The sequence below is a fragment of the Agromyces rhizosphaerae genome (genome assembly GCF_027925245.1).
Taxonomy (GTDB): domain Bacteria; phylum Actinomycetota; class Actinomycetes; order Actinomycetales; family Microbacteriaceae; genus Agromyces; species Agromyces rhizosphaerae.
The window spans coordinates 916,827-941,270 of record NZ_BSDP01000001.1 but is presented as its reverse complement, the minus strand read 5'-3'; the positions used below and the strand labels follow the sequence as shown (position 1 = coordinate 941,270).

Genomic DNA, 24,444 nt, shown 5'->3' with positions numbered 1-24,444 from the left:
TCCAACAGGGCGACGAACGCCTGACCACTCCGATCGTGAGCGACTCGTGCGATGCCGCAGGACTGCGCGAGCAGGTTCTGCAGCACCGGCTCGCGCCGCTCGTGCCGGGAACCCGTGCGCTCGGACGAGCGCGCACCGTGCGCTTCGCCCCGGCACTGGAGGATGATCCCGACGACCCGTACCGCGATGCGATCGAGTTCATCGACGGGATCGGTCCGGGCGAGTTCGTCGTGATCGCCACCGCCGCGAGCAACGACTCGGCGTTCTGGGGAGAGTTGTTCAGCGCCGCGGCCCTCGGGCACGGTGCGGTCGGCGTGCTGACCGACGGCAACCTGCGGGACACCGATCGGATCGCCGCGCTCGGCTTCCCCGCGTTCGGTCGGTCGCGGCGCCCGATGGACTACCGTGCCCGGATGCGGATCGTCTCGACCGACACGGAAGTCGCAGTGGGAGGTGTGCGCATCGCATCGGGCGACCTGGTGATCGCAGACGACGACGGCGTCGTCGCCGTTCCGCGAGACCACGAGGACGAGGTCCTCGGCCTCGCGCGCGAGCGAGCCGCCCGCGAGGCGACGGTGCTCGAGGAGCTGCTGGCGGGGGAGTCCCTCCGGTCGGTCTGGGACCGCCACCGGGTCCTGTGAGGAGCGCCATGAGTCATCCAGTGATCGACACCCACCAGCACATCTGGGATCCGAAGCGAGCCGCGTACGAGTGGCTCGGGCCCGACCTCGCCGAGATCGATCGCCCGATCTACTTCGACGAGCTCCGTCACGAACTGCGCGACGCGGGCGTCGACTTCACGGTGCAGGTGCAGTCGGCCGACGACCCGGACGATACCGCGCTCATGATCGAGTCGGCGTCGATGCATCCCGAAGTCGCGGGCATCGTCGGGTATGCGCCGATCGACCGTCCGGAGGAGTGCGCGGCGACCATCGAGGCCTGGGCAGGTGACTCGCTCATGGTCGGCGTGCGCACCCTGATCCACAACCAGGCGGATCCGGATTGGCTGCTCAGGCCCGATGTCGATGAGGGGCTCTCCGTGCTCGAGGGCTACGGTCTCGCATTCGACGTCGTGTCGGTACTGCCGCGTCACCTCGAGCACGTGCCGGTCATCGCCGAGCGTCATCCCGACCTGCGTCTCGTCATCGACCACCTCTCCAAGCCGCCGATCGGCCTGGCCGATCGTGAGCCGTGGTGGAGCCTCATCGCCGCCGCGGCCGAGCACCCGAACGTGCATGCGAAGATCAGCGGGCTGTACTCCGCGACCGGCGACCCGGCCGCATGGACGACCGAGCTGGTCGAGCCGTTCGTGGACCGCGCGGTCGAGGTGTTCGGCTTCGACCGGCTCATGTACGGCGGGGACTGGCCCATCTCGATCCTGGCCGGTGGCTACACGAGGGTCTGGAACGGGCTGCGCCCGATCTTCGAGCGGTTCGCACCGCATGAGCGCGAGCAGGTGCTCGGCCGCACCGCGGCCTCGTTCTATCGGCTCTCGCCGGCGCGCCTCGGGCTGGGCTGACGCCCTCGACAGGTGCGAGATCGACGTGGCGAGGCGTCGCGCCACCGCATCCGAAAGCTCTCTGTGGACAAGTTGCTCAAACGTTTGCTTTCCCGTCGAGATCTAGGCTAACGTTTGAGCACGGCACTCCGAGACTGCGAGTGTCACCTGAACAGCACGACGGCGTGATGTCAGCGCCGAACCACCAGAGGAGTGTCAATGAAGACCACGAGGTTCCCGTCCGCGGCCGCGCCGGCCGCGGCCCTCGCCATTGCGAGTGCAGTCATCTTCACCGGGTGCAGTGCGGGCGAGTCCGCCGCTCCGGAGCAGACCGATTCGGGCGGCAAGATCACCGTCTGGGTCGACCCGCCCCGCGTGCCAGCGGCCGAGGCATTCCAGGAGGCCTATCCCGACATCGAGATCGACGTCGTGCAGATCGACGGCACCGTCGGCGGCACGACGGTCAAGCAGGCGTTCGCGAACTTCGACGCCGCGGGTTCCGGTTGGCCGGACGCGATCTTCTTCCCGTCGAACGACGACATCGCCTGGGCGACGAGCTCGAGCAGCGACTACGCCGCCGACCTCACCGACCTGCTGCCCGAAGTCATCGAGGGCTACGACCCTGCGGTCCTGTCGTTCTGCGACTTCGACGGCCGCATCCGATGCCTGCGCAACGACGCCGCGCCGGACGTGTTCTGGTACAACAAGGCCTTCTTCGACGAGAACGGGTACACCGTGCCCACGACCTGGGAGGAGTACGGCGACCTCGCGGTGGAGATCACTGCGGAGCACCCCGACAAGATCAGCGGCTTCCTCGGCGACGCCTACGGCATCAACCGCTACCTGCAGGCGGCGGGCTGCCCGACCAACGACCGCGTGTCGGAGTCGGAGGCGCACATCGACCTCTCCGACCCCGCCTGCGAGCGGGCGACCGAGCTGCTCGCGACGATGTACGACGGCGGGGCGCTCTCGACCCAGGGCATCTTCGACGGTGACGCGGCTGCGGCGGGCGTGAACCTCGTGATGAGCCCCGGCGCCGTGTGGTGGGGCAACTACCTGTTCCGCGACACGTGGAAGATCCCGGCGGGTGAGATGAGCGCTGTCGCGCCGCTCACCTGGGAGGGCGAGTCGTCGCCGTCCGCCGGCAACGAGGGCGGCGGCCTCTGGGGCGTCTCTTCGCACATCACCGGCACGCAGCTCGAGAACGCGCTGACGTTCGCCACGTTCGTGAACACCGATCCGCGGTGGCAGGTCGAGCTCTCGACCGGCCTTCCCGGGTACGGTCCGATCCAGGACGCCTGGCTCGAGAACCTCGAGGCGGAGGGCTACTTCGCCGACATCCCGGGAGTGCAGTCGGCGTTCAAGGCAGCCGCCGGGGCGGTCGAGCCCTACTCGTACATGCTGTACGACACCGGTTCGGTCTGGACGGAGACCGTGAGTCCCACGCTCATCTCCGGCGGGTCGATGCAGGACGCGATCGACGCGTTCGGCGAGGAACTCGTGAACCAGGCGCAGTCGGTCGGCTATACGGTGCAGTAGCACGACCGCGCGGGGGCGTCGGCGTAGGACGCCGGCGCCCCCGCGGGCACCACCGGACAGTGATTCGACGCATCGAAGAGGATGACGACATGACCACGGCGACCGTCAAGGACGAACGGACGACCCAGCAGCCGGCGCCAGGGTCGCGCCGCGACGCGGCGAAACGCAAGGCCCCGCATCGAGCCGAGACACGCGGCGCGTACGTACTACTCGCCCCGTACATCCTGCTGTTCCTGGTCGCGGCTGCGATCCCGATCGGCTACGCCTTCTGGATCAGCATGCAGAAGGCGCCGACCCTCGTGAATCCGGAGACCGGGTTCGGCGGATTCGACTCCTTCATCACCGTCGTGACCGACTACCGGTTCTTCGCCACGTTCGTGAACATCTTCACGGTCATGATCATCTGGTTGCCGATCATGATCTTCGGCGTGGTCGGCATGGCGCTGCTCATCCATGCGAGCCCCGGCCGCTTCGGCGGTGCGATGCGCTTCGTCTACTACATTCCCGGCGCACTTGCGGGCATCGCGAACTTCGTGCTGTGGGTCTACCTGCTGAACCCCGCGCAGTCGCCCATCGCATTCCTCTGGCTCGACCTCGGCATGACGAACCTGAAAGAGGTCGTCACCACGCAGAACCTGCCGCTGATTCTCACCGCGATGCTCTTCTTCCAGGGGCTCGGCACCTGGATCGTGATCGTCAACGGTGGCCTCAACGGCATTCCGGACGAGATCTACGAGGCCGCCGCGCTCGATGGGGCCAACGCCTGGCAACTCGCATGGCGCGTGAAGCTGCCGCTCATCCGCCCCTGGATCGGCTATACCGCGCTGATGAACCTCGCCTACGGCTTCCAGCTCTTCCTGGAGCCGTACCTCATGCGGCAGATCTCGGCCGGGTCGATCGACAGCGAATGGGCGCCGACGCAGCTGGGCTACGCGTTCGCCTTCACCAACCGGAACTTCCCGGCCGCGGCCGCGATGTCGATCATCCTCTTGGTGATCACGCTCGCGATCGGAATGGTGATCGTCTTCCGCAGCGGACTGTTCGGAGAAGCGAAGGAGCGTGCACGATGAGCGCCACCGAGACCCACCGCATCGTCGGTTCGCGCCGGTGGAGCGCAGGGCGCGTCGCGCGCGTATCGGTCATGCTCGTGCTCGCCGCGGGATTCATCCTGCCGATTCTGGGATTCGTCGCGCTGGCCTTCCGCAGCCAGGAGGGCATCGAGGCCGGCGGGGACGGCTTCCTCGGCCTCGGCGGCATGTCGATACAGAACGCGATCTACAGCTGGGGCCAGTTGATGGGCTTCGGGCCCGGCGGCGGCGGGCTCTTCCTCCGCTGGATGCTGAACTCGCTCATCGTGGCGATCGTGGGCGGCGTGCTGGCCCTCGTCGCAGCGCTGCCGGCGGGATACGCGCTCGCACGCCTGCGGTTCCGATTCCGCCGCCTCTGGCTGTTCGCCACGCTCCTCGCGATGGTCATGCCGAACACCGTCCTCGTCATCCCGTTGTTCCTGGAGGTCAACGCGATCGGGGCCGTCGGTCAGCTCTGGCCGGTCGCCGTGATCATGGGATTCTTCCCGTTCGGCGTCTACCTCAGCTACATCCACTTCATGACCACGATGCCTCCGGAGCTGGTCGAGGCCGCTCGTATCGACGGGCTCGGCGAGATCCAGACGTTCCTGCAGGTCGCCCTGCCGATCAGCAAGCAGGTCACGGCGCTCATCGCGTTCTTCTCGTTCGTGGCGAACTGGACCAACTTCTTCCTCCCGTTGGCCCTGCTCACCTCGAACCAGGACAACAAGACCATCTCGATCGGCATCCAGGAGCTGATCGGTGCGAGCCCGCTCTTCAACGCGACAGTCGCGGCCGGGCTCGATGTGAAGCTGTACATGCCGCAGCTCGCGCTCGCGACCGTGATCTCGATGGTCCCCCTGCTGGCCGTCTTCCTCGGTGCGCAGCGGTTCCTGATCCGCGGGCAGACCGTGGGAGCGGTGAAGGGATGACCGCCGACGTGACCGGCCGACCCGAACGGCACCCCGCCGAGGCGTACACCCTCCGGCTGCCGGAGCATCCGCGACCCATCGTCATCCTCGGCGCCGGCGGCATCGTCAAGGACGCCCACCTGCCCGCCTACCGCAAGGCGGGGTACCCCGTCTGGGGCATCGTGAACCGTACGGTGGCACGGGCGCAGGCGCTCGCCGACGAGTACGGCATCGCGCACGTGTTCGGAACCGTGGCAGAGGCTGTGGCCGCCGCGCCGGCTGACGCCGTCTACGACATCGCACTCATGCCCGAGCAGTACCTCGAGACGCTCGAGCAGCTCCCCGACGGTGCGCCCGTGCTCATCCAGAAGCCACTCGGCCAGACGCTCGCCGAGGGCGAGGCGCTGCGCGACCTCTGCCACCGCAAGCGGCTCATCGCGGCCGTGAACACGCAGCTGCGCTTCGCGCCGTACGTCGCCGAGGCGCGCCGGCTCATCGCCGACGGCGTCATCGGGGACCTCGTCGACCTCGAGATCCGGGTCTCGGTGGACACGCCCTGGCACTTGTTCCCGAACGTCTTCGGGCTGGAGCGGCTCGAGATCAACATGCACTCGGTGCACTACGTCGATCTCATCCGGTCGTTCCTCGGCGATCCGGACTCGGTGAGTGCGGTCACGTTGCCGCACCCGGACAAGCCCGAGATCGCGAACACTCGCTCGCTCATCGTGATGCGGTACCGGGACCGACCGGTCCGGGTCACGATCAGCACGAACCACGACCACGCGTTCGGCTCCGCGCATGAGGAGAGCTTCATCAAGTGGGAGGGCACGGCCGGTGCGATCCGTGCCCAGATGGGCCTGCTGCTCGACTACCCGGATGGCGGGCCTGATTCGCTCGAGCTCGCGCTCCTGGAGGACCGGGAGGCCGGATGGCGTCCGGTTCCGTTCGAGGGGTCGTGGTTCCCGGACGCGTTCATCGGCTCCATGGGTGCCGTGCAGCGCTTCGTCGAGGGCTCGGTGCCGACGCTGCCGACCTCGGTCGACGACGTGCTGCGCACCATGGCGGTCGTCGAAGCGGCGTACGAGTCCCAGGACACCGAGGGCGTCGGCCTCGGCTCCACGATGGTCGACCCGTGAGGGCAGAGGGCGCTCTCGGCGTCGCCACGACTCGGCGGGATCGGGTCCGTGATCCTCGTGCTCAGACACGGCGAGAACACCTTCCATCGCTGACCGGTGGACGTGGGCCGTCGGAGCGGCTCCACGAGCTACCGTCTGAGCACCCGGCGCGAGTTCCGGACGCCGGACCTCCGACAGGCACGGCCCTGGTCGACGGCGGAGTCTCGACTCTGCGGGGCCGATGAAGATCAGCGAGCCGCACCTGCCGAATACGAGAGACGAGGTGGATCAAATGAGCGAGAGCAACGCGACGCTCACGAGGAAGGTCGCCGCGCGATACGCCGGAGACGGCCGGATCGAGATCGCGCAGGTCGTGGCGCGCCCGCCCGCTGAGGGCGAGGTGCAGATCGCGGTCGCGTTCAACGGCATCTGCGGCACCGACCTGCACATCCTGCACGGGCACATGGACGCCCGGGTGACCATGCCGGCCGTGATCGGGCACGAGATGAGCGGCACGATCGCCGAGGTCGGCCCCGGAGTCGACGGGTGGAGTGCCGGAGATCACGTGACCGTCATGCCGCTCGCCTGGGACGGGACGTGCCCCGCCTGTCGTGCCGGAAACGAGCACATCTGCCAGAACCTCGACTTCGTGGGCATCGACTCGCCCGGTGCACTGCAGTCGCGGTGGAACGTCGCCGCCGACCTGCTGGTGCCGCTTCCCGAGCGCCTGAGCCTGCGCGATGCCGCCCTCGTCGAGCCGACCGCGGTGGCCGTGCACGACGTGCGCCGCGCTGAGCTCGAGCCGGGCGAACGCGCCGTCGTCATCGGCGGCGGCCCGATCGGCGTGCTCATCGCCTCGGTCGCGCGCGCCTTCGGCGCCGAGGTTGTCGTCATCGAGCTCGACGACCACCGCCGCGCGGCCGTCGAAGCGCTCGGTTTCGAGACCCTCGACCCGCGCGCCGACGCGGTGGGATGGGTCGAGGAGTGGACTGGGGGCGCGGGGGCCGACGTGGTGTTCGAAGTCTCGGGTGCTGCAGCCGCCGTGTTCGGTGCGGTCGACTTCGCCCGCGTGCGAGGGCGCATCGTCGTCGTCGCGATCCACCCCGAGCCACGGCCGATCAACCTGCAGCGGGTGTTCTGGCGCGAGCTCACGATCGTCGGCGCCCGGGTCTACCAACGCAGCGACTTCGACCGGGCGATCGAGTTGCTCACCGGGGGTGAGATCCCCATCGGCGCGTTGATCACAGACGTCGTACCGCTCTCCGAGACACCGAAGGCATTCGCCGCGCTCGAAGCCGGAGGCGCGATGAAGATCCTCGTCGACGTGCAGGACACAGGGATCGGGCGATGAACCTGTTCGACCTGACCGGACGCACGGCGGTCGTGACGGGCGCCCGCCGGGCATCCTCGACGCGGGCGGGGTTTGACTCATCAGATCATTTGGCGACAAGTCACATAGATCAATCGATTGTGCAACGGAGTTGCGGCGGCTAACGTCGCCGTTGTGACATCGACCCCCGACGTTCATCCGTCCGTGCGCCTCGCCCGCGAGCTCGGGGTCTGGGTTCATCCCGACCTCGTCGTCCAGTCGCCGCGTCCACGCCGCAAGATCCACCTCGACTTCCACAACACGCCGCATGTGGGAGAGGTCGGAGCAGGGTTCGAGCCGGAGGAGTTCGCGCGGCGACTGACCGACGCGGGGGTTGACTCGATCGTGGTGTTCGCCAAGGACATGCACGGGTACTTCTACTACCCGTCGCAGCACGGCCCGGTGCATCCGGGCCTCGGCTCCCGCGACCTCCTCGGCGAGCAGGTGGCAGCGTGCCGTTCGGTTGGCATCGCGGTGTACGCCTACTACTGCACCACCTGGGACAACTTCCTCGCCGAGCACCGTCCCGAGTGGCTGTGCTTCACCAGGGAGCGGCGGACGTACCTTCCCGGCTTCGACGAGACCCCTGCCTGGACCGCGCTGTGCTTGGCGAACGACGACTTCGTGCAGCTCATGCTCGACCACACGACGGAGATCCTCGAACGGTATCGGCCCGACGGCATCTGGTACGACATGCCGATGACCAACCTCGATGGGGAGTGCTTCTGCGCGCGATGCCTCGAGGCGCTGCGGGCGGAGGGCCGCGACCCGCTCGACATCGAGACGCAGCGCGACCGTGCTGAGATGCTCCTGACGCGCTGGTTGGAGACATCCAGACGGCACATCGAGTCGATCCAGCCCGGATGCGGCGTCGAGCAGAACAACCAGACTCGTCTCGGCCTGGGCCGCCGGGCGACCTGGCTCGAGAACGTCGAGATCGAGGCGCTTCCAACGGGTGGCTGGGGCTACGGGTACTTTCCGCTGTCCGCACGACTCGTGCGCGGCGTCGGCCTGCCGCACTGCGGGCAGACAGGGCGATTCCATCGGGCGTGGGCCGACTTCGGCGGGCTCAAGTCCGAGGCGCAGTTGCGGCTGGAGACAGCGGCCATCGCTGCCCTCGGGGCGGAGGTCGCGATCGGTGACCAGCCCGGGCCTTCCGGGCGGCTCGACCCGGCCGTGTACGACACCATCGGCGCGGCCTTCGGCGCGCTCGCAGACATCGACGATGTCCTCGCCGGCGCGGTCGGTGTCGCCGAGGCGGCCGTACTCGTCGAGGGTCTCTCGCTCTCGGACCTTGCGCGCGCCGAGAGCCATGGGGGCGAGCGCCTCCCGACATCGGCGCTCGGTGCTGCGAAGCTCCTCACCGAGGCCCACGTACAGTTCGATGTGATCGAGGCCGGCACCGTCCCGTTCGAACGTTACCCACTGCTCGTGGTCGCCGAGGGCGCGACGCTCTCCGATGCCACGATCGCAGCCGTCTCGCGCTATCTCGACGGTGGCGGGCGCGTACTGCACAGCATGTTCCCCGACGAGGATGCGTCGCGCTACCCGTGGCTCGTGGACCTCGGTCTCGAGCGCGCGGAACCGAGCCCCTACGAGCCCGCGTACGTGATGTTCGAGGGGGACGAGGGCGAGCGCACGACCGGATTCGAGTTCGCGCTGTACGACGGTGCTGCACGATGGCACGGAGCTTGGAATGCCGAGGTGATCGCCACCCTCGGTGAGCCGGCGTTCCAACGCGCTCCCGATCACTACACCAGTCATGCGCAGTCACCGGTCGCCACGCGAACGGGGCTGCCGCTGGCCGTGCATCGCGACCGAGTCGCAGCGGTGGCGTTCCCCGTCGCCACGAGCTATCACCGGCACGGGTACCACGTATACCGTCGCCTCTTCGACGTCGTGCTCGAGCGACTCGCTCCGGAGCCGCTGCTGCGCACCCAGGCCGGGCCGACCCTCGAGCTCACGGCGACAGTCCAGGCGGATCCCGTCGGTGCCGGCGCGCGCCTGAACGTGCACGCCCTGAACTTCGCGGGTGCAGTCAGGCGCTCGCCTCAGCATCTCGAATACCACGACGTCGTCGTGCCGCGATCGGCCGTCGTGCTCTCCTTGCGTTGTGCCGTCGACCCCGCACGGGTGCGCGCGGTGCGCGCCCGCGTGGACCTTGCTTGGGTCCGCGTCGACGGCCGCATCCAAGTCGAGTTGAGCGAGGTCGAGATCGACGAGGTCGTGTCGTTCGAGTTTCCCGGCTCTTCTCGTTCTGCAGCGGGCGCCGGCGACCGGCCCGCCGTTCCGTCGCAAGCTTCCCAGGTACCTGCGTGAACTCCGGCCCGACGAGTGGATGAAGGCGTCGTACGAGGACGCGATGAACGCGGGTGTCGCGTGGCGGTCGAGGTGGGGTGCCGGCTCAGGCGGAGCGCACGTCGTTGCTGCGCCGCCCGAGGGGAAGGTCGTCGAGCACTGGGACGTGTTGCAGATCGTCCCGGATTCCTCGAAGAACGACAACAGGGTGTTCTCGCCGTCGGCTCGCTGACGCTCCCTTCGCGTTGTGCCGCCCCCGCGTGACCTGCTCGTGCTCCTGCTTCAACCGGCAGATGGGGACTCGCCGAGATGGCGCGCATCCGCGCCGCGCGTTGTCACTCCCTGCCGCATCGTGTGATTCACTGTGGCTAGTGGAAAACCGGTTGTTCAGGTATGGTGGTGTCGCAACGCGTCACCGGCGCGACCACCATCCCGCGTACAAGGAAGTAGAGGGAAACCCAATGTCCATCACACGAACCTCGCTCGTCGTCATGGCGGCGGCGACCGCGTTGGTCACCGCCGGCTGCACGAGCAGCGACGGAACCTCCGACGGCGGCTCCGGCCCTGTGACGATCGAGGTGAGCGCGTGGAAGGGGAACGACGTCGAGCCCGCCGGCCTTCCCGAACTGATCGAGAAGTTCGAGGCGGAGAACCCCGACGTCGCGGTCGAGCTCACCTACATCGGCCGTGGCGACACCGATGTCGTACTCCCGCCGCGGCTGCAGGGCGGCAACCCGCCGGACGTCATGATGACCGACATGGCACTCGTCGACCAGTGGAGCAGCCAGGGGCTGCTCGTCGACCTGGGTACCGACTCCGAGTGGTACGAGCGCATCCCCGACCCGCTCCAGGGCATCCTCACCACCGGTGATGCGGCCTACATCATGCCGCTCGAGGTGATCGGCATGGGCAACTTCGTCAACACCGACCTCCTCGCAGAGGCCGGCGTGGAGGCCGCACCGCAGACCATCGACGAGCTGAAGGACGCGTGCGTCGCGCTGTCGGACGCCGGCATCAACCCGATGATCTTCACCGGTGGGTTCTCCGCAGCGCTGACCGTCATCGCGAACGGACTGGAGTCGTCGAGTGATGCTGCCGGCGACCTCGGCTCAGGCGCGGCGACCTTCGTCGAGAACAGTTCCTTCAACGACACCGTCGACCTCATCGGGGAACTCTCCGACGCGCAGTGCTTCGACGCCTCGGCGCAGGCGGGTCTCGACCCGTGGAGCACCGCGCTCACCGAGTTCCAGGCGGGCAACTTCGCGATGATGCCCCAGGGTGCGTGGAACATCGCGGCGTTCGACCAGGTCGACGGGCTCAACTACGAGTTCACTCCGATTCCGGGAGCATCCGCGCCGGGCGTCGCACTCGACCTCTTCGGCTTCGGCTGGTCGATCGCCGAGGCGAGTGCGCACCAGGAGGCAGCGCGCGCGTTCGTCGACTTCTTCGCGGACCCGGAGAACCTGCAGGTGCTGCTGGACGCCGAGTCGGCCTACTCGCCGTTCGAGGACGCAGCGAGCGGAACGCCGGAGCTCACCGCCGCGTACGACTCGGCTCGCGCCGATGGTGCGATCATCGCCTACCCGTTCGCGACCCTCGAGTGGCCGAAGCCGCTGGAGCAGGAGATCTGGGACAGCCTGACGGCCTACCTGCTGGAGCCCTCGTCGAGCGGGGAACTGCTCGAGCGGTGGGACACGTCGGTGGCCGACGCCAACTGACCCAACCGGAACGCGACGTGCACGGCCCGGCCGGGGCGGACCCGGCGGGCCGGGCACGGCGCGCGACCCACGACGCGGGCGGACTCCGCCGGCAGAGATGACACAGATGTCCAGACGCTCAGCAATCGCGTTCGCCGCACCGGCGGTGATCTTCCTCCTCGTCTTCTTCATCTACCCGATCGTGCGAACGGTCCAGATGAGCCTCACCGACTTCACGGGCGTGGGGGACGCGACCTTCATCGGCGGCGAGAACTACGAGCGGATCTTCACGCGCACCGACTACCTCGAGGCGCTCTGGATCACGATTCGCTTCACGTTCGTCGTGGTGGTCGTGCAGACCCTCGCGGGCCTTGTGATGGCCGCCCTGCTCTACCGCCTGCCGGCGATCCGCAACTTCAGCCGAGCCGCCCTCTTCACGCCGGCGATGATGTCGTTCGTGGTGGTCGGCTACGTCTGGCAGTTCATCTACTCGCCCTTCTCCGGCGGGCTGAACGCCCTGCTGAGATCGGTCGGACTCGACTTCCTGGCGCAGGGGTGGCTGGGCAACCCGGACATCGCGCTGTACGCGATCGCCATCGCCCACGTGTGGATGTTCACGGGCTACACGACGGCCATCTTCCTCGCCGGATATGCGGCGATCTCGCCCGAGATCGACGAGGCCGCCCGCATCGACGGGGCGTCATCGTGGCAGCGGTTCCGCTTCATGGAGCTGCCGCTGCTGTCGCGCTCGTTCACGATCAACATCATCCTGTCCACCATCGGCACGCTCAAGACGTTCGAGCTGCCGTTCATCATGACCCGAGGCGGCCCGGACGGCGCCACCCAGACCCTGAGCCTCGAGATCATCTACCAGCTGTTCCGCAACTTCGACTTCGGCTTCGCGTCGGCGCTCTCGGCCGTGATGCTCGTCGTCATCGTCGTGATCGCGATGCTGCAGAACTGGTACCTGAGGAAGCGTGAGGACGCCGTATGAACCGTCGACGGAACCGGGTCGGGCGAGTCCTCGCCAACGGAGGGGTGCTCGTCGTCGTGGCGATCATGCTCCTGCCGGTGCTCTACATGCTCACCATGTCGCTGCGCACCCCCACCGACATCGCGCAGGCGCCGCTGGGCCTCCCGCTCGACCCCGCGTGGGAGAACTACGCTCGAGCGCTCCCGGCGATGAACTACGCGCAGGCGATCCTGAACTCGGTGATCATCACGGTGGCGGTCGCGGCGCTCACCGCGCTCCTGGGCTCGATGGCCGCCTTCCCCATCGTCATGCGGGCCGGCTGGTGGACCCGGATCATGATCATGGTCGTCGCACTCGGCATGGCGACGCCGAACTTCGTGGTGATCACGCCGATCTACGTGATCTTCCGCGATCTCGGCCTGCTGAACACGTACCCGGGCATCATCCTCGCGTATGCGGCGCTCAACCTGCCGCTCGCGATCTTCTTCTACATCGGCTTCATGAGCACCATCCCGAGGGAGCTGCTGGAGTCGGCCCGCCTCGATCGGTGCAACGACTGGCAGGTGTTCTGGCGGATCGTCCGTCCGCTGCTCGGCCCCGCGACGGCGACCCTGTCGCTGTTCGTGATGCTGTTCGTCTGGAACGACCTCACCTACCCGTTGCTCCTGCTGACCGACCCGGCGAAGCAGACCGTCACGATCTCGGTCTACCGCTTCGTCGGCAACCAGAACGTGCTTCCCGACCAGCTCTTCCCTGCGGCGGTGCTGGGTTCGCTCCCGCTGCTCGTGCTGTTCCTGATCTTCCAGCGGCGAATCGTCGCGGGCGTCACCGCCGGCGCGGGCAAGTAGGCGATCGTGCACGACGCAGCGACCCGGGCCGTCGGCCGCGAGTGGACCGACGTGGAACGGGAGGGCGCGATCGCGACCATCACGCTCGACCGCCCGCCGGCCAACGCGTACACGATCGCGTGCCATGCCGAGCTCGTCCACGCCATCGACCTGCTCGAGGCCGACCCCCGGGTCCGAGTCGTCCGGCTCCGCAGTGCCAGCCCGAAGTTCTTCTCGGCGGGAGCCGACCTGCGCGACTACGCCGCCGGCTCGGTCGAAGCGCGGTCGGCACTGGCGGATGCGGCGAGGCGGACCTGCGCCCGGATCGAGACGTCCGGGCTGATCTTCGTGGCCGAAATCGCCGGCCACGCGCTGGGCGGGGGATTAGAGCTCGCGCTCGCCTGCGACATCCGGATCGCCTCGCGCGCGCAGTACACCCTCGGGCTCCCCGAGATCGCGCTCGGCCTCATGCCCGGCAACGGAGGGACCCAGCGACTGCCGCGCATCGTGGGTCGCGCCCGGGCTGCCGAGCTGCTCCTCACCGGGGAACCGTTCACCCCCGAGGACGCGCTCGAATGGGGACTCGTGACGCAGCTCCACGACCCGATCGACTTCGAGGAGCGTGCCGCGCTGCTCGCGCGTCGCATCTCGGTCGCGGCTCCGCTCGCCCTCTCCGCGACGAAGCGGGCGCTGCAGCGCGGGGTCGATGTCGATCTCGAACGAGCGCTCGAGATCGAGGCGGGCGAGGGGGCGCACCTCGTCGCGAGCGCGGATGCCGCTGAGGGACTCGCGGCATTCTTGGAGAAGCGTCCACCACGGTTCGAGGGTCGATGAGCGCACTCGACGTGGACGACACCGGCGCCGCGCGGAACTCCGCGCGGCCGTGAGGAAGGGATCAGGCAACCGAATGGCTGCGATTCAGCATTATCCGTGCTTCATCGACGGCGTGCCCGTCGACGCCGCATCCGGCGCGGTGGTCGAGGTGGACGATCCGGCCACCGGCGAGATCTGGGCGACCGTGCCCGACTTCGACGCCGACGATGCGGCCCGCGCGATCGAGAGCGCCCACGCCGCCCAGCGCGCCTGGGCGGACCTGCCTGCGATCGAGCGGGGCCGGTGGGTGGGGCGCCTCGCCCAGGCGGTCGAGGAGCGGCGCGCGTACTTCGTGAACCTGCTGGTACGGGAGCAGGGGAAGCCCGCCGGCGAGGCGGACGCCGAGGTGACGGACACCGTCACGTACCTCAGCTACGCCGCGGAGGCGGCGAGGCGCATCGAGGGCAAGATCTTCCCGTCGGAGAACCCCGGCGAGCAGCTCTGGATCCAGAGCGTGCCGTACGGTGCGACCGTCGGAATGTGCGCGTACAACTACCCGCTCGCCCTGATCGGCCGGAAGGTGGGCCCGGCGCTCGTGACCGGCAACACCATGGTGCTGAAGCCGCACGAGGCGACTCCGGTCACCGCGTCCGAGTTCTGCCGCCTCGCCGCCGAGATCGGCCTTCCGGAGGGTGTGCTGAACGTCGTCACCGGCTCCGGCATCGAGGCGAGCTCGGCCCTGGTCACGAATCCGCTCACGCGACTGGTCTCGCTGACCGGCAGCACGCGAGCCGGCCAGGCGATCTATCGTTCGGTCGCCGACAACGTGCCCGGCCTCGTGCTCGAGCTCGGCGGCAAGGCGTCGTTCATCGTCTTGGAGGACGCAGACCTCGACACGGCGGTCGAGGCGGCCGTGACCTCGCGTTTCGTCAACGCCGGACAGGTCTGCATCTGCAACGAGCTGGTGCTGGTGCACGAGGCGATCGCCGAGGAATTCACCGCCCGCGTTGCCGAGCGCGTGCGCGAGATCCAACTCGCCGACCCGGCCGACGGAACCGGCATGGGCCCGAGCTCGACCGGGGCGAGCGTCGAGCGCATCGACGGCATGCTCCGCAGCAGCGTCGAGATGGGTGCCACGGTCGAGGTGGGCGGAGCCCGTCCGTCCGACCCGCGCTTCGCGCGCGGCCACTGGTACCTGCCGACCGTGGTCAGCGGCGTCACGCGCGACATGCCGCTCGCCACGACCGAGATCTTCGGGCCGATCCTCCCGATCGTGACGGTCGCCGACTACGCGGAAGCACTGGAGATCTGCAACGACCGCGAGGACGCGCTCTCGGCGTACATCTTCACCCGCGACGCCAGCACCATCTTCCATGCGATCAACCACATGGAGGTGGGCACGGTGTTCGTGAACCAGCCGATCACCGGATACATCCAGGGTTACCACTCGGGCCACAAGCGAAGCGGGCTGGCAGGCGAGGACGGGGTCTTCGGCATCGAGAGCTACCTCCAGCGCCGCACGGTCTACCTCAACTACGGCTGATTCCGACGCCGTGGCGGATGCGGGCGGCGGTGGCCCGCCCGCATCCGCTCACCGCTCCTGCGCCGCCCGGACTCCCGTGTGCGTCAGGTACGCGTAGTACGCACCGCGCTCCACGCCGGCGTCGTCGGTGAGCCAGGTCTGCACCCGGTAGCGGCCCGCCGGCAGGTCCCACTCGTGGGTCACGGCGGTCGCGGACGCGTCGACCGACGTCTCGACATCGAGTCGCGGGAGGCCGGTGTTCGCGGAGTCCGGAGTCACGGAGATTCGCGCCGTTCGGATCGTGAGGGCGACGCCCTCCGGCCGGTCCGCGACGTGCGGGACGCCGACCCGTGCGGGCAGCCCGGCGGTGATCGGTCGGTCGACCTCCCGCGGCCAGCGCCGCAGCTCCAGCCGGTATCGCCCCGGATCGCGCACGTCGACCAGCCAGTAGCCGTTCGCGACCTCGCCCGTCCGGCAGTGGTTCTGGTCGTAGATGCCCGGCCGCTCGGTCGTGCCGTGCCACGCGTGCGCCGTCAGGGTGAGCTCCTCGCCGTCGTCCGCGGCGTAGAACGGCCAGACCTGCTCGAACGCGTCGCCCAGGTCGTCCCACCACCGGTCGTAGACGCGCATCAGCTCGGTCACGACCGACGGATGCTCCGCCGCGAGGTCGTGCACCTGGCCCGTGTCGCGGGCGGCGTGGAGCTCCCGTCTCCCCGGGCCCCACTCGGTGGTCTGCACGAGTCGCCAGTCGCGAGTGAGCACCGCGAAGTCCTTGTACTTCGTCGGGTTGTCGCGCTGCTGGTTGTGCACGACGAGCGCACGCCCGTCGAGCGCGTCGTCGGCGGCGCCGGTGAGGATGCCGGAGAGGTCGCGTCCGTCAGTGGGTGCGGCGCCGTCGGGGTGCGCCAGCCCGCAGCGAGCAGCGAGCGTCGGGAGGAGGTCGTAGTGGGCGGTCAGCGTGGTGACGTCCCGCCCGCCGCTCCATCCGCCGCGGGGCCAGTGCAGCAGACACAGGTTGCGGTGCCCGCCATCCGTCGGCCAGCACTTCTTGCCGCGTTGTCCCGCATTCCAACCGTCGGTGAGCGCGCCTTCGGCGTCGACCTCGGCGCCGCCGTCCGTGCCATTGTCGCCGAGGTAGACGATGATCGTGTCGTCGGAGATCCCCAGCTCGGCGAGACGAGCCCGGAGGCGTCCGACGTTCTCGTCGATGTTGGCGATCATGCCGAAGAAGCGCGCCCGGTCGTCGGGCACGCCCTGACGGAGGTACGGCTCCGCGTAGCGCGGATGCACGTCGAGCGGCACGTGCGGTGCGTTGACCGGGAGATAGCAGAAGAACGGGACGTCGGCGTCGACGGATCGCTCGATGAAGTCGGTCGCCTCGCCGAACCAGACGTCCGTGCAGTACGTGTCCGCGAACCGCTCCGGCCGCCCGTTGCGGTGGAACACCGCGTCGAAGTAGTCGTTGTCCCAGTGATCGGGCATCTCGCCGATGACTCCGCCTCCGTGGTACAGGGCCTCGTCGAAACCCCGATCCTGGGGCAAATAGTGCTTCCCGTCGCCCAGGTGCCACTTGCCGAACATGCCGGTGCGGTAGCCCGACGCGCGGAAGCGGTCTGCGATCGTCGGCAGGTCGCGGTTGAGGAAGTAGCGTCCCGACAGCGTGCTCCACACTCCGGCGCGTGCGGAGTGGCACCCGCTCAGCAGCGCGGCCCGGCTGGGTGCGCACATCGGATCGGTGTGGAAGGCATCGAGCCGTACCGAATCGGCGGCGAGCGCGTCGAGCGCCGGCGTGCGCAGCCACGGGTTCCCGGTGCATCCGAAGTCACCGTACCCCTGGTCGTCGGTGACGATCAGGAGCACGTTCGGGGGCTGTGCGGTCATGCGGATCCTCCTCTGGTGCTCCGCCGGGGCCAGCGGTGCGATCTCGCCGTCGACCTTCCGATCGACGACTGAGCTCGCCGCGATGGTAAACCGGTTCTCGGCTTGAGGCAACGGGAGAGCCAGAACTCGCCCGCGTCCGCGACCACCACGGTCCGACTGCGCACTGTGCAGTGAAAAACCGGTATCCTTGGTCGCGAGTCCGCAGATTCGGACGCACTCGGCCAGCATGCGCGGCGAAGGAGCAGCAGTGGGACGTATCGAGCAGGACCTGAGCGGCCACCGATGGCAGATGGAGCGAATGCGCCCGGGTCGCGGCACCGAGGAGGGGTTGCACCTGCTCCCCGCCGAATACCAGGGCACGCACTTCAGCTGGAACTTCGCGTCCGTTCCCGGTGACGTGTACACCGACCTGCACCGCGCCAACGAGATCGACGATCCGTACGTCGGTCGCGGCATGCACCGGGCCAAGTGGGCGGCCGAGTACGAGTGGTGGTACAGCAGGCGCTTCGCGGTGGACCCGTCGATGCGCGGTCGCGTCATCCGGCTGGTCTTCGACGGCGTGGACTACAGCTGCGACGTCTGGCTGAACGGCACCTTCCTCGGTCGACACGAGGGGATGTTCTCGTCGTTCGAGTTCGACGTGACCGACGTCGTGAGCTGGGAGGACTGGCGCGACGGTGCGAACATGCTCATGGTCAAGCTCGACCCCCCGCCGAAGAACTACCGCAATTGCGGCGGCAGGAAGGTCAATTTCTCCGGCGACTACTTCTCGGGCCTGGTGCCGTTCGGCATCTGGCGTCCGGTGCGCCTCGAGGCGACCGGGCCGGTGCGGGTCGACTCGATCCGAACCGATGTCAGCGTGCACGGCGACGACCGCGCATCCGTGCGCATGACCGCCGAGCTCGTCAACCACGGCGACTCCGAACGGGAGGTCGCGCTGTCGACGCTCCTGCGCGGATGGAACGTCGACGTCGACACGATCGGCACCGAGGACGTGGTCGTCGCGCCACCCGGGCGCACCTCCGCGACCGTGCACATCGACGTCGAGGATGCCCGACTCTGGTGGCCGTGGGACATGGGTGAGCAGCACCTGTACGACCTCGTGGTCGAGGTGCGCGACGCGAACGAACTCCTCGATGCGCGAACGGAGCGGATCGGGCTGCGCGAGATCGAGATGCAGCACAACCCGGGCTTCACCGCGGACCAGGTCGAACACCCGTGGACGTTCGTCATCAACGGGCGACGCCACTTCCTCCGCTCCGCGTGCTGGGGCGGCCAGCCCTCGTTCCTGTACGGCCGCAACTCGCCGCAGAAGTACGAGGACCGGGTGGCGCTCGTGCGCGAGGCGAACATCAACAACCTGCGCATCTTCGGGTGGCATCCGCCCGAGGCCCCCGAGTTCTACCGGCTGTGCGACGAAGCCGGCATCACCGTCTGGACCAACTTCAGCCTCGCCACGCAGGCGTACCCGGACGACCCGGAGTTCGTCGCAGCCGTGGTGGACGAGTGCGTCGCCGTCGTGGACGCGCGTCGCAACCACCCGTCGCAGATCTTCTGGATGGGAGGCGAGGAGGTGTTCTTCTCGGGAGCCCACGAACGCAGCGGGAACCTCGCACTGATGCAGGCGATCGGCGCCGCGGTGGCCGATCGCACGGATGTGCCGTACGGGCTCGCTTCGCCGCTGAGCTCCGAGGCCGGGCAGCGGCTCGGCTTCAAGCCCAACGAGAGCATGCACGCCAACGAGCACTACTACCAGGGCGGCGCCGAGTACATGGAGGAGTACTACCCGGCGCTCGAGTGCGCGATCATCCCGGAACTGACCGCTGCATCCGCACCCGACGTCGAGAGCCTCCGCCGGTTCATCCCCGAGGACGAGCTCTGGCCGATGGGGCCGAGTTGGGCGTATCACTTCGCCGACATCGACATCCTCAAGGCGATCAACCTCGAGGTGTTCGGCGACTTCCGCGACGGGAGCCTGGACGAGTTCGTCGAGGCGACGCAGGTCGCGCAGGGCACCGTCATCCAGTTCGCGCTCGAGACGTACCGTCGGCGGAAGCCGAGGATGAGCGGCGTCTCGCTCTGTCACTTCATGACCCACGTGCCCGACATCAAGTGGGGCGTCATCGACTACTACGGCAGGAGGAAGGCCTCGTTCGACTGGCTGCGACGCACCTACCAGCCTCTCCTGCCGAGCCTCGCCTTCGATCGGCGGCGGTGGGCGCCCGGCACGACGTTCGAGGGCTCGGCGTGGGTGGTGAACGACTACCAACGCGCCCTCGGGACGCTGACGCTCGACTGGAGCGTCAGCGGCGCCGGCGGCGCGGTCGTCGCCTCCGGAACGTCCGCGGTCGAGGTGGAGGAGGACAGCTCGATCGAAGTCTGCCCGGTGCGCTGGGACGTCCCCGGCGACGCCGAGGGGACCTTCGGGGTCGAGCTTCGACTGACGGATGCCACTGGAGCCGGCGTGGCGGAGAACGCCTACGTGCTGCTGGTCGACGACCAGGAGACCGCGAAGGCACGGAGCCTGGCGTTCAAGGCCGAGGCGGATGAACGATCGCGCGAGCACGGGCACAGCATCTACCGGTACTGGCCCGACATGTGGGTCGAGAAGGACCCCGCGTGAGCGGCTCCGGGCCGGGCGCGACATGATGAGTGGACTCGAGTCGAACGGACCGACGATGACCTCGAACGAACGCCTGCGGGTCGCCGTCATCGGCGGCGGGTTCATGGGGCGCATGCACACCCAGGCATGGCGGACCGCGCCGCGGTTCTTCCGTCTCCCGCGTCGGGTGGAGCCGGCCGTGCTCGTCGGCCGCCGGCGGGACGGCGCGGCGGACGCCTCGGCGCTCGGATGGCCCGAGTACTCCGACGACTGGCGCGAGGTCGTCGAGCGGGAGGACATCGACGTGGTCGACGTCTGCACGCCGGGCGACACCCACGCCGAGATCGCGCTGGCGGCGCTCGCCGCAGGCAAGCACGTGCTCTGCGAGAAGCCCCTCGCGAACTCGGTCGAGGACGCCGATCGGATGGCCGACGCGGCGGCAGCCGCGACCGGCGTGGCGATGTGCGGCTTCAGCTACCGCCGCACGCCCGCGCTGGCCCTGGCACGGAGCATGATCACCGACGGGTGGATCGGGGCGATCCGCCACGTGCGCGCGCAGTACCTGCAGGACTGGCTGAGCGATCCGGACGCGCCGCACACCTGGCGACTCGACCGGGATCGCGCCGGCTCGGGTGCGCTCGGCGACATCGGCGCCCACTCGATCGACACGGCGCAGTGGCTGACCGGCGACCGGATCGCCGAGGTCTCGGCGACGGTCCGCACGTTCGTGCCCGACCGGCCGCCGATGGCTCGCGCGAACGGCCTGGGCGGCACCGGCGCGCGCGGCGCTCGGCTGCCCGTGACCGTGGACGACGCGGTGGCGTTCACCGCCCGATTCGAGGGAGGCGCCCTCGGCGTGTTCGAGGCGACCCGCATGGCGACCGGGCGGCGCAACGCGAACCGCATCGAGATCAACGGCTCGGCCGGTTCGATCGCGTTCGACTTCGAGCGGATGAACGAACTCGAATACTACGATGCCGCCGACGCGGCCGGCCGGCAGGGCTTCCGCCGGATTCAGGCCACCGAGTCCGAGCACCCCTACGCGGGGGCGTGGTGGCCGGCCGGCCACGGGCTGGGCTACGAGCACCTGTTCGTCCACCAGGTCGTCGACTTCGTCTGGGCGACCGTGGGCGCGACGGATGCAGGCGCCCCGACGTTCGGGGAGGCTGCCGACCTGCAGCGCGTGCTCGCGGCCGTCGAGCAGAGCGCGGCGAACGACGCGGTGATGAGGACGGTGCGCCGGCGCACCGAGCAGAGGAGAGATGCATGACCCGGAACGCCCTCGTGGTCCGCGGCGGATGGCAGGGCCATCGTCCCGCCGCTGCGACCGGACTGTTCCTGCCGTTCCTGAGAGACGAGGGGTTCGACGTGACGATCGAGGAGGATCCCGAGGTCTACGCCGACGCAGAGCGGATGGTCGACGTCGATCTCATCGTGCAGTCCGTGACGATGTCGGAGATCGGCGATGATGCCCTTCGCGGGCTGCGAACCGCAGTGGAGGCCGGAACCGGCCTCGCCGGATGGCACGGCGGAATCGCGGACTCGTATCGGGCGAGTGCGGACTACCTCCAGTTGGTCGGCGGCCAGTTCGCCACGCATCCGTCGAAGCATCCGGATGAGACGCGCGGTGACGAGACGGACAACTACCTCGACCATCGGATCGAGATGACGGATCTCGGTCGCGAGCACGAGATCACGCGAGGCATCGAGGACTTCACGCTGCACACGGAGCAGTACTGGGTGCTGCACGACGACCTCATCGACGTGCTCGCCACCACGACGCATCCGACCCGTCCGCATCACCCGTGGCATCGTCCGCTCACGTCCCCGGCGGTGTGGACCCGCCGCTGGGGATCGGGACGGATCTTCGTCGCGACGCCCGGGCACAGCCCGGACATCCTCGCGGACGTCAGCGTGCGCACAATCATCGAGAGGGGAATGCTGTGGGCGGCCCGCACCAGGTAGGAATCGTCGGACTGGGCGTCATCTCAGGCGCCTACCTCGAGACGCTCGCCGGCCATCCGGCGCTGCGCATCGCGGCGGTCGCAGACCTCGACGAGTCGCGCGCCCGCTCCGCAGCTTCGGCGATCGACGGGTGCCGGCCGATGTCGACCGCAGCCCTCGTCGCCGACCCGAGCATCGGAACCGTGCTGAACCTGACCGTTCCCGCCGCGCACGCCGAGGTGGCGCTCGCTGCCATCTCCCACGGCACGGACGTGTTCGGCGAGAAGCCGCTCGCGGCCACCTTCGCCGACGCCGAGCGGGTCGTCGAAGCGGCACAGGCCGCGGGCGTCCGACTCGGCTGCGCGCCCGACACCGTGCTCGGCACAGGGGTGCAGACCGCACGCGCGGCGGTCGACGACGGTCGGATCGGTCGCCCCGTCGGGGCGACCGCGACCTGGGTGTCGCCGGGGCATGAACACTGGCACCCCGCCCCCGACTTCTACTACCGCGAGGGCGGCGGGCCGCTGCTCGACATGGGACCGTACTACCTCACGAGCCTCGTGCAGCTCCTCGGCCCGGTGGTCGCCGTGTCGGGGGCCGCCTCGCGCGCCCACGCCGAGCGGACGATCGCCACCGGACCGCGCGCGGGAGACACCGTGCCGGTCGACGTCGACACCCACGTCGTGGGCGTGCTCGAGCACGCGGACGGGGCGATCTCGAGCGTGACGATGAGCTTCGACGCAGTGGCGAGTTCTGCACGGCCCCTCGAGGTCTACGGGACGAACGGCGCCCTGGTCGTGCCGGACCCGAACACGCACGGGGGAGAGGTCTCGATGCGTCGAACCGGCGACGAGACGTGGACCGTGCTGCCGCCATCGGCGGGATACGTCGACGCGGGCCGGGGGATCGGCCTGCTCGACTTCGTCGCCGGACACGACCGGGCGAGCGGTGCGATGGGGCTGCATGTCCTCGAGGTGATGGAGGCGCTGCACCGGGCGGCCGCGCACGGCACGCGCGAGGTGCTCTCCACGACGGTCGAGCCGCCGGCACGCGTGCCGCTCACGGCGTTGCGCGACTGGCGCGAGGGCTGAGCGGCGCCGGTCGCCCGTGACCGCAGTGGTGAACCGGTTTGCCATAGACTGGCCGCGCGGCCGGCGGTGCAGGATCCGCGCGTTGTGGTAGGCACGAACGACGCATGGTGCGTGGCGCGTGGAGTGCCGGACGGACGAATCGGACGGGTGAGTGCGACATGGGACTCGAGAGCGACGGTGGCGGGGGCACGACGGCAGCCACGGGGCTGCGGGGCCGGGCGCGCCTGATCGACGTCGCCGAGCGCAGCGGGGTGACCAAGTCCGTCGTGTCGCGCATCATCAACGGCGACGACACCCTCCGCATCCGTCCGGAGACACGCGAGCGCGTGCTCGGCGTGGCCGCGGAGCTGGGCTACCGACCGCACGCGGGCGCCCGGGCGCTCTCGGTCTCGCGCACCGGTGCGTTCGCGCTGATCATCCCCGACCTGCGGAACAGCGTGTACGCGGCGATCACGCGCGGGGCGTTCCGACGGGCGCGCGAGCACGGCTACGTCATGCTCTTCGCGGAGGACACGCCGTCGGATCCGGCGGGCGCGGACGAGTACGCCGACCTCGTGACATCCGGTCGCGTCGACGGGCTCCTGGTGGCGTCCGCGCGGCCAGGTGACCCGCTCGTCGAGCGCCTGCAGCAGGAGCCCGACTCCATCGCCCACGTCTTCGTCAACCGCGAGGTGGACGGATCCGCGCGCAACATCGGCCTCGATCTGGAAGGTGCCACGGCGCTCGCCGTGCAGTTCCTCCGCGACCGGGGCCATCGTCGCATCGGGCATACCAGCGGTCCGATCGAGCTTGCGCCGGCGCGAGCGCACACCGCGGGGTTCGCACGGCAGATGAGCGACTTCGGGCTCGACGCGTCGGCCACCGAGTCGGGCGAGTTCACGGAGCGGGGCGGATACGAGGCCACGCTGCGGCTGCTCGAGCACCGGCCCGAACTGACGGCGGTCTACGTCTCGAACTTCGGCCAGGCCGTCGGAGCGTTGAAAGCCGCGCGCGACCGGGGGCGATCGGTGCCCGGCGACCTCTCCGTGATCGGCTACGACGACCTGGCGGTCGCCGATTATCTCGATCCGCCGCTGACCACCGTGGCGATGCCGCTCGACGCGCTCGGCGCCGCCGCCGTGGACGCCCTGGTCGAGCAGATCGAGACCCGGAAGCCGGTGGGTCGGCGCATCGACGGCGGCTATCACATCGTGGAGCGGGCGTCCGTCGCGCGCGCGCGTGCGTCCGCAGACGCCTGACACCGAACCCGCGCCCGGTCGATCCGGGTCGGCTTGCGTGCGCGGCATCCTGCTGTCTA

20 protein-coding genes are annotated in these 24,444 nt (G+C 69.1%); 19 read left to right on the top strand and 1 reads right to left on the bottom strand.

The window, feature by feature from the left end; all coding sequences use genetic code 11:
* Positions 1-35 precede the first annotated feature (35 nt).
* The 14 genes from QMG39_RS04460 (at position 36) to QMG39_RS04395 (ending at position 15,650) form a co-directional block, all read left to right on the top strand.
* Positions 36-641 carry an RraA family protein gene (locus QMG39_RS04460; protein ID WP_281882665.1) on the top strand — a complete coding sequence of 202 codons (606 nt, stop codon included), beginning with the start codon at positions 36-38 and terminating at the stop codon, positions 639-641.
* Between the two features lie 8 nt (positions 642-649).
* Positions 650-1,519: an amidohydrolase family protein gene (locus QMG39_RS04455; protein WP_281882664.1), complete on the top strand. Its 870-nt coding sequence runs from the start codon at positions 650-652 to the stop codon at positions 1,517-1,519.
* Positions 1,520-1,717: 198 nt separating this feature from the next.
* The gene (locus QMG39_RS04450) at positions 1,718-3,037 is read left to right on the top strand and encodes an ABC transporter substrate-binding protein (protein ID WP_281882663.1); all 1,320 of its coding nucleotides are present in this window, start codon (positions 1,718-1,720) and stop codon (positions 3,035-3,037) included.
* An 89-nt stretch (positions 3,038-3,126) separates the two neighbouring features.
* Positions 3,127-4,107 carry a carbohydrate ABC transporter permease gene (locus QMG39_RS04445; RefSeq protein ID WP_281882662.1) on the top strand — a complete coding sequence of 327 codons (981 nt, stop codon included), beginning with the start codon at positions 3,127-3,129 and terminating at the stop codon, positions 4,105-4,107.
* The gene (locus QMG39_RS04440; protein WP_281882661.1) at positions 4,104-5,036 is read left to right on the top strand and encodes a carbohydrate ABC transporter permease; all 933 of its coding nucleotides are present in this window, start codon (positions 4,104-4,106) and stop codon (positions 5,034-5,036) included. The genes QMG39_RS04445 and QMG39_RS04440 overlap by 4 nt, the downstream gene beginning before the upstream one ends.
* Entirely contained in the window at positions 5,033-6,151 is a 1,119-nt protein-coding gene (locus QMG39_RS04435; RefSeq protein WP_281882659.1) for a Gfo/Idh/MocA family protein, read from the top strand. Before QMG39_RS04440 ends, QMG39_RS04435 begins: the two co-directional genes overlap by 4 nt.
* Before the next feature lie 271 nt (positions 6,152-6,422).
* On the top strand, positions 6,423-7,481 hold the full coding sequence (locus QMG39_RS04430) for a zinc-dependent alcohol dehydrogenase (protein ID WP_281882658.1): 1,059 nt from the start codon (positions 6,423-6,425) through the stop codon (positions 7,479-7,481).
* Between the two features lie 153 nt (positions 7,482-7,634).
* A complete protein-coding gene (locus QMG39_RS04425) occupies positions 7,635-9,818 on the top strand; it encodes an alpha-amylase family protein (RefSeq protein WP_281882657.1) in 2,184 nt (727 codons plus the stop codon).
* Positions 9,819-9,837: 19 nt separating this feature from the next.
* Positions 9,838-10,029, top strand: a complete 192-nt coding sequence (locus QMG39_RS04420) for a hypothetical protein (protein WP_281882656.1) — start codon at positions 9,838-9,840, stop codon at positions 10,027-10,029.
* A gap of 229 nt (positions 10,030-10,258) precedes the next feature.
* Positions 10,259-11,515: an ABC transporter substrate-binding protein gene (locus QMG39_RS04415; RefSeq protein WP_281882655.1), complete on the top strand. Its 1,257-nt coding sequence runs from the start codon at positions 10,259-10,261 to the stop codon at positions 11,513-11,515.
* 106 nt (positions 11,516-11,621) lie between these two features.
* On the top strand, positions 11,622-12,488 hold the full coding sequence (locus QMG39_RS04410; RefSeq protein ID WP_281882654.1) for a carbohydrate ABC transporter permease: 867 nt from the start codon (positions 11,622-11,624) through the stop codon (positions 12,486-12,488).
* On the top strand, positions 12,485-13,315 hold the full coding sequence (locus QMG39_RS04405; protein ID WP_281882653.1) for a carbohydrate ABC transporter permease: 831 nt from the start codon (positions 12,485-12,487) through the stop codon (positions 13,313-13,315). Before QMG39_RS04410 ends, QMG39_RS04405 begins: the two co-directional genes overlap by 4 nt.
* A 6-nt stretch (positions 13,316-13,321) precedes the next feature.
* Positions 13,322-14,128, top strand: a complete 807-nt coding sequence (locus QMG39_RS04400; protein WP_281882652.1) for an enoyl-CoA hydratase/isomerase family protein — start codon at positions 13,322-13,324, stop codon at positions 14,126-14,128.
* Positions 14,129-14,201: 73 nt separating this feature from the next.
* Positions 14,202-15,650, top strand: coding sequence for an aldehyde dehydrogenase family protein (locus QMG39_RS04395; RefSeq protein ID WP_281882651.1), 1,449 nt, complete (start codon positions 14,202-14,204; stop codon positions 15,648-15,650).
* A gap of 48 nt (positions 15,651-15,698) precedes the next feature.
* On the opposite strand, the gene QMG39_RS04390 is transcribed toward QMG39_RS04395, so the two are convergent.
* Positions 15,699-17,510, bottom strand: a complete 1,812-nt coding sequence (locus QMG39_RS04390) for an arylsulfatase (RefSeq protein ID WP_281882650.1) — start codon at positions 17,508-17,510, stop codon at positions 15,699-15,701.
* 247 nt (positions 17,511-17,757) lie between these two features.
* On the opposite strand from QMG39_RS04390, the gene QMG39_RS04385 reads away from it, so the two are divergent.
* The 5 genes from QMG39_RS04385 to QMG39_RS04365 all read left to right on the top strand — a co-directional run bounded on the left by QMG39_RS04385 (position 17,758) and on the right by QMG39_RS04365 (position 24,385).
* The gene (locus QMG39_RS04385) at positions 17,758-20,133 is read left to right on the top strand and encodes a glycoside hydrolase family 2 protein (protein ID WP_281882649.1); all 2,376 of its coding nucleotides are present in this window, start codon (positions 17,758-17,760) and stop codon (positions 20,131-20,133) included.
* A 55-nt stretch (positions 20,134-20,188) separates the two neighbouring features.
* Positions 20,189-21,382, top strand: coding sequence for a Gfo/Idh/MocA family protein (locus QMG39_RS04380; protein ID WP_281882648.1), 1,194 nt, complete (start codon positions 20,189-20,191; stop codon positions 21,380-21,382).
* Positions 21,379-22,077 carry a ThuA domain-containing protein gene (locus QMG39_RS04375; protein WP_281882647.1) on the top strand — a complete coding sequence of 233 codons (699 nt, stop codon included), beginning with the start codon at positions 21,379-21,381 and terminating at the stop codon, positions 22,075-22,077. The genes QMG39_RS04380 and QMG39_RS04375 overlap by 4 nt, the downstream gene beginning before the upstream one ends.
* The gene (locus QMG39_RS04370; RefSeq protein WP_281882646.1) at positions 22,056-23,147 is read left to right on the top strand and encodes a Gfo/Idh/MocA family protein; all 1,092 of its coding nucleotides are present in this window, start codon (positions 22,056-22,058) and stop codon (positions 23,145-23,147) included. The genes QMG39_RS04375 and QMG39_RS04370 overlap by 22 nt, the downstream gene beginning before the upstream one ends.
* Before the next feature lie 158 nt (positions 23,148-23,305).
* Positions 23,306-24,385, top strand: a complete 1,080-nt coding sequence (locus QMG39_RS04365; protein WP_281882645.1) for a LacI family DNA-binding transcriptional regulator — start codon at positions 23,306-23,308, stop codon at positions 24,383-24,385.
* Positions 24,386-24,444: the final 59 nt, after the last annotated feature.

What these genes read in the sequence shown, in the direction of transcription:
- QMG39_RS04455 (WP_281882664.1), top strand. Translation starts at nt 650, where the DNA reads ATGAGTCATCCAGTGATCGACACCCACCAGCACATCTGGGATCCGAAG.
- QMG39_RS04450 (WP_281882663.1), top strand. Translation starts at nt 1,718, where the DNA reads ATGAAGACCACGAGGTTCCCGTCCGCGGCCGCGCCGGCCGCGGCCCTC.
- QMG39_RS04445 (WP_281882662.1), top strand. Translation starts at nt 3,127, where the DNA reads ATGACCACGGCGACCGTCAAGGACGAACGGACGACCCAGCAGCCGGCG.
- QMG39_RS04440 (WP_281882661.1), top strand. Translation starts at nt 4,104, where the DNA reads ATGAGCGCCACCGAGACCCACCGCATCGTCGGTTCGCGCCGGTGGAGC.
- QMG39_RS04435 (WP_281882659.1), top strand. Translation starts at nt 5,033, where the DNA reads ATGACCGCCGACGTGACCGGCCGACCCGAACGGCACCCCGCCGAGGCG.
- QMG39_RS04430 (WP_281882658.1), top strand. Translation starts at nt 6,423, where the DNA reads ATGAGCGAGAGCAACGCGACGCTCACGAGGAAGGTCGCCGCGCGATAC.
- QMG39_RS04420 (WP_281882656.1), top strand. Translation starts at nt 9,838, where the DNA reads ATGAAGGCGTCGTACGAGGACGCGATGAACGCGGGTGTCGCGTGGCGG.
- QMG39_RS04415 (WP_281882655.1), top strand. Translation starts at nt 10,259, where the DNA reads ATGTCCATCACACGAACCTCGCTCGTCGTCATGGCGGCGGCGACCGCG.
- QMG39_RS04410 (WP_281882654.1), top strand. Translation starts at nt 11,622, where the DNA reads ATGTCCAGACGCTCAGCAATCGCGTTCGCCGCACCGGCGGTGATCTTC.
- QMG39_RS04405 (WP_281882653.1), top strand. Translation starts at nt 12,485, where the DNA reads ATGAACCGTCGACGGAACCGGGTCGGGCGAGTCCTCGCCAACGGAGGG.
- QMG39_RS04395 (WP_281882651.1), top strand. Translation starts at nt 14,202, where the DNA reads ATGGCTGCGATTCAGCATTATCCGTGCTTCATCGACGGCGTGCCCGTC.
- QMG39_RS04390 (WP_281882650.1), bottom strand. Translation starts at nt 17,510, where the DNA reads ATGACCGCACAGCCCCCGAACGTGCTCCTGATCGTCACCGACGACCAG.
- QMG39_RS04380 (WP_281882648.1), top strand. Translation starts at nt 20,189, where the DNA reads ATGACCTCGAACGAACGCCTGCGGGTCGCCGTCATCGGCGGCGGGTTC.
- QMG39_RS04375 (WP_281882647.1), top strand. Translation starts at nt 21,379, where the DNA reads ATGACCCGGAACGCCCTCGTGGTCCGCGGCGGATGGCAGGGCCATCGT.
- QMG39_RS04365 (WP_281882645.1), top strand. Translation starts at nt 23,306, where the DNA reads ATGGGACTCGAGAGCGACGGTGGCGGGGGCACGACGGCAGCCACGGGG.